Source organism: Vibrio sp. Vb1574, from assembly GCF_033338675.1.
Window position 1 is genome coordinate 1 of record NZ_JAWOTC010000301.1, and the last position, 1,220, is coordinate 1,220.

General features: G+C 42.7%; 2 protein-coding genes. Both read left to right on the forward strand.

Going from position 1 to position 1,220, the window contains the following annotated elements; all coding sequences use genetic code 11:
• On the forward strand, positions 1-548 hold a 548-nt coding region (locus tag R7O12_RS25715; RefSeq protein ID WP_318126883.1), incomplete at its 5' end, for an NAD(P)-dependent oxidoreductase.
• An 83-nt stretch (positions 549-631) separates the two neighbouring features.
• Positions 632-988 (forward strand): YibL family ribosome-associated protein, encoded by a 357-nt coding sequence (locus R7O12_RS25720; protein ID WP_005467110.1) that lies wholly within the window; start codon positions 632-634, stop codon positions 986-988.
• Positions 989-1,220 lie beyond the last annotated feature (232 nt).

A 1,220-nucleotide genomic window follows, 5' to 3' on the forward strand; every position in this document is an offset into this window, starting at 1 on the left:
TTATCGGCACTGGCAAGATTGGTATCGCCACGATGCGAATCTTTAAAGGCTTAGGGATGGAACTGCTTTGCTACGACCCTTACGAAAATCCTCTGGCTATAGAAATGGGTGCACGATACTGCTCTCTTGAAGAGATTTACGCCAATGCAGATGTTATCTCTCTTCACTGTCCAATGAGCGAAGAAAACTACCACCTATTGAACGAAAACGCTTTTGCTCAAATGAAAGATGGCGTGATGATCATCAATACAAGCCGCGGTGAGTTACTCGACTCTGTCGCCGCTATCGAAGCACTTAAACAGGGTAAGATTGGCGCTCTCGGTTTAGATGTGTACGACAACGAAAAGGACTTGTTCTTCCAAGATAAATCCAACGACGTTATCGTGGATGATGTTTTCCGCCGCTTATCGGCATGCCACAACGTTCTGTTCACTGGCCATCAAGCTTTCTTAACTCACGAAGCGCTGAATAACATAGCATCTGTGACATTGAACAACGTAGAAGCCTTCTTCTCCGGCCAAGTTTCAGGGAATGAACTAATCAACTAAACATAGAATCGAGGAGGATAGTAGAGCGTAGATTTTCAGCTATGCTATACTCCTCGACCATTAAAAAATTGAGTCTATTTACCATGAGCATTAAAACTGATATTCAAAAGCTGCATAACCGCGTAGATACCTGCCAACGTAAACTGGATGCAGCACGTTCTCGTGGTGATCACGAAATGATTTCTAAATTCACGGATGAAGTTGAAGATCTAACAAAGAAGCTTAACCAACTTAAGCACAAACAAACATACGAACTAAATAAAGAACGTAAAAGCCTGTTAGATATGCCATTCTCTCGTGAAATCACTAAAGCAGAACAGGCAGACATCGGTAAACTGAAGAAACGCGTACGCGGCCTAGTTATCGTTCACCCTATGACCAAAATGGGTAAAGAACTACGCCTAGACGTGATGACTGGCTTCGCACCGAAAGAGTTCTAATACACTCGACAAACACATTAAATGTAAGAACGCCCAAGCCCATCGCTTGGGCTTTTTTGTATCTGAATGAACTAGAGAAAAGGGAAGTTGAATAGCTGCAAGGTGTGCAACAGTAAAACTCAAGTTGCCAGCCACTCAATCTCACAGCGTTTAAGTCTTGCTGCTTTAGAAAGCGTCACTTTGGTAGGTTCGAAAGCTTTAATGGAACATCTGTATGCTAAAGATCATTCAT

Excerpts from the sequence above, each read along its gene's own strand:
- R7O12_RS25720 (WP_005467110.1), top strand. The coding sequence starts at position 632 with ATGAGCATTAAAACTGATATTCAAAAGCTGCATAACCGCGTAGATACC.